Source organism: Franzmannia pantelleriensis, from assembly GCF_900102875.1.
Lineage (GTDB): Bacteria > Pseudomonadota > Gammaproteobacteria > Pseudomonadales > Halomonadaceae > Franzmannia > Franzmannia pantelleriensis.
On the sequence record NZ_FNGH01000034.1, the window covers coordinates 1 to 3075 of the forward strand.

Consider the following 3075-nt stretch of genomic DNA (forward strand, 5'->3'; position numbering starts at 1 on the left):
GGGATACCGCAGCAAAGAGCGCTTCAAAACGGCGATCCTGTTTCATTTCGGCGGGCTGGAAATGACCCCTAACCCACTGAAATAAGGGAAGAGCCATATCCATACAGTATTGTTGGTTCCGGCAAAACGTACAAGCGCGCCAATCCTGCATAGCTAGCCTAACTATACTTAGTGGCCTGTGAAATCAATAGGTTAGGGGAAAAGAAGCATGCTAGCGAAGATTGTTGAACGAGCAGGTGTGTTCATCCAATATCAGGACGTGCAGTCCAATCACTGTTCGGCGCATGCCTGTGAAATCTTAAGGAGAAACCAGAATGACTAACCCACAACAGAAAACGTACAAGTCACTCGGTTTCGAGCTTATGAGGGAGTTCGCAGGTGCAATAGGGGCTGAGGAGAGGCTGAACCTGGGTGGGCCCAACGGGGAATATCAAACGCTGTACCTAGAGGACGGCATGACACTCCGATTCACTGCTTGGCGCAATGGGGCTATGCCGTTCTACATAATTTTATTCGATGAGGGTGGGCATTACATATTCGAGCTAGATTTGTCGATGATCGTGTTGGATGGGGACGCACTGTCATGGCATCTAAAGGCGCCGAGCAATACAGTTAATCGAACTTTGCTTAACGACTGGTTAGGGGGTGTCCGGAACTTCGATGAGATATACTGCCAGGCTGTAAAAATAGTAAAAGAAGAGTTGGAATCGGGGCAGAATACTCCGCGTCAGGGTTATGAGTTTTTGGCTAACAGGGCTTGGTCAGAGGCTTGTGATAAGTTTATTGAGTTGATGGGGCGCGTGGCGGCTGCCCATGGCGGCAAAGAATTGGAGAAATCTATTCATGAAGCGTCGAACGATGATGATCCGTCATACGGAAGACGCAAGATTAGAAGAGGTCAAGCGCAGTTCCGCCTTAACCTCGTGCGTCTCTATGAAGGAAAGTGCGCGTTCACCGGGACGGGGCTTGCTGAGGTTGTCGAAGCGGCGCACATTGTTAAGCACTCGGAAAGCGGTATAAACCACACAGATAACGGACTGCTCTTGCGAGCGGACGTGCATCGCCTCTTTGACGCGAACCTGATTGCGGTAGACCCGGAGAATTTGACGATCAAGGTTGCTCCCGACCTAGCTGGTACGGAATATAACAAGCTAACGGGAAAACTCTTAAGAAAGGGCGTCAACGGAACTTATCCCAATCGCGAGTACTTAATCGCTAAGTGGGAGGAGGCGGGTCTGGAACCGTAAGGGTGTTGCGCCGAACAATGCGCTTCAGTCGACGCCTCCACCGCTTCGCGGTTTCGGCGCGGCTGAGCTTCTCGTTAACTCTAAAGGGAGTAAGGAATGAAGTGGTGGGAGAAAACCGTTGAGTATTATTTCATCAGAAAGTTCATCCCTGATGAGATGATTCTATCCCCTCTAGATGGAAAAGAAGAAAAGGCGGGAGATACGTTTCTATCCAATAATGAAAAATGGGTTATCTTGGAGTTCAAGAAGGATTTTGAGTCTTTAGCATCTGAAAAGAAAAAGTATAAAAACTATGAGGCGGCTGCGGATGAGCTGTCCCCGGACGACAGTCACCATTTTCTAATCTATGGTCAAATTATAGATGGCAGCTTTTGTCTTGGAGGAAAAACATACTTTTCAAATAGGCCTGTCTCTACTATCCATGAGATATTCGATGCGGGAAAAGACAAGGAAAAATTTATTTTCTATCTTGAAAAGCTTATTAAACATAAGACAAAGGTTGGTGAGTCAGCTGGTGGCTCCGTCGGTAGCTATTCTTTCGTTGCAGGTATCAGCAAAGATAAGAAGATTACGAGTTGTATGAACCTATATGAGTTTGGCTTGGATCACGGCTTAAAACTAGAACCTACACCGGAAGTAAAGTCAAGACCTAGTGAGCCAGCTCCGGGAATGTAATTGGTGTTAGCCCCTCCTGCAGACATCTTTAATTTATGAATGAAAATCAACCGCTATCAAAAATACAGAAGGAAAAGCTGGCGAAACTCGAGCCCCAGCTTAGGTCGTGTGTGGGAGCCGCTGATCTGACTCGCGCCAAAAGGATAATGGCCCAAATTCAGGAATTATTGCGACCCACTGCTCATGAAACTCGCATTCTACAAGCTAAAAACTGGCTTTATGAGACTGCAATGGAAGCCGGCAGTTTGACGTTCGCCAAGATGGGATTTGAGGGAACGATACAAAAAAGCAATTCGAGAACACGGTTAAATCTTGAAGCAACCTCCCTTCTGGCAATTTGCTACTTGCGAGAGGGTAACTTGGAAAAAGCTCGGGACATGATTGTCAGAGCTGTGAAGAACATCAACAACATAAAGTCTCCAGAGAGAAGGGAGCAGTTTCACAGGCGCCTAATTGAGAGGCTTGAAGAAGAAAGCATCTTAGTGGGTCTGAAGGAGGAATCATCTGGGAAGCTTGATTTAGATGAAGTTGACCGGCAGTCAGTTCAGCTTGTGATGACAAAATCCGAGAATCAAATATATCTAGAAATGGGGCGGGCTGTTCCGCAACGATCAGTTGATTTGCTTAAGGATGTCAGAAGCACATACACGTTGCGGCTTCCAAGCCCTGATAGGAAAATGCTGCCACCTCCAATAACAGAGGAAAACAAAGAGGCTCTTGGGAAACGTGCTAGCTCTGCCCTAAAGCGAGTTGCTTGGAGAGCCGTGTGCAGTCCTGATAGTGATATTTACAAAGCGTGGAGCCAAGGACTATCGGTTGTCTACGATAAAAAATATATCTCCGTAGCCATAGTGGCGGCATTTAACTCGGCCAGCATTACTGGAGCAATGGTAGCTGCCAGCGCAGCCGCATTGGCTATCAAGTTCGGTGCAGAAGTCTTTTGCGAGACGTTTGCTCCAAGCTCTCTTATGATAGACAGAAAGGATAAGAGCTAACAATCGTCTGCACAGCGACCGATTTTCCGCCGCTTCGCGGCTCCAAACCGGCGCGTGAGCCGGGCGTTGTGGCTGTAGAAAAAGCCCACAGCCCACGCCGTTTTGGTAGGATCGGGAAAACAGCCTAGGAGTGGTCAGCATGCCCCGCTTCAAGCCCT

At 47.8% G+C, this 3075-nt stretch carries 3 protein-coding genes; all 3 read left to right on the forward strand.

What is annotated here, in order from left to right:
* Nucleotides 1–314 precede the first annotated feature (314 nt).
* Complete coding sequence (locus BLT16_RS20405) at nt 315–1247, forward strand: HNH endonuclease (protein ID WP_089660773.1); 933 nt, start codon at nt 315–317, stop codon at nt 1245–1247.
* A gap of 96 nt (nt 1248–1343) precedes the next feature.
* The gene (locus BLT16_RS20410) at nt 1344–1922 is read left to right on the forward strand and encodes a hypothetical protein (RefSeq protein ID WP_089660774.1); all 579 of its coding nucleotides are present in this window, start codon (nt 1344–1346) and stop codon (nt 1920–1922) included.
* Between the two features lie 230 nt (nt 1923–2152).
* A complete protein-coding gene (locus BLT16_RS20415; RefSeq protein WP_218124482.1) occupies nt 2153–2917 on the forward strand; it encodes a hypothetical protein in 765 nt (254 codons plus the stop codon).
* Nucleotides 2918–3075 lie beyond the last annotated feature (158 nt).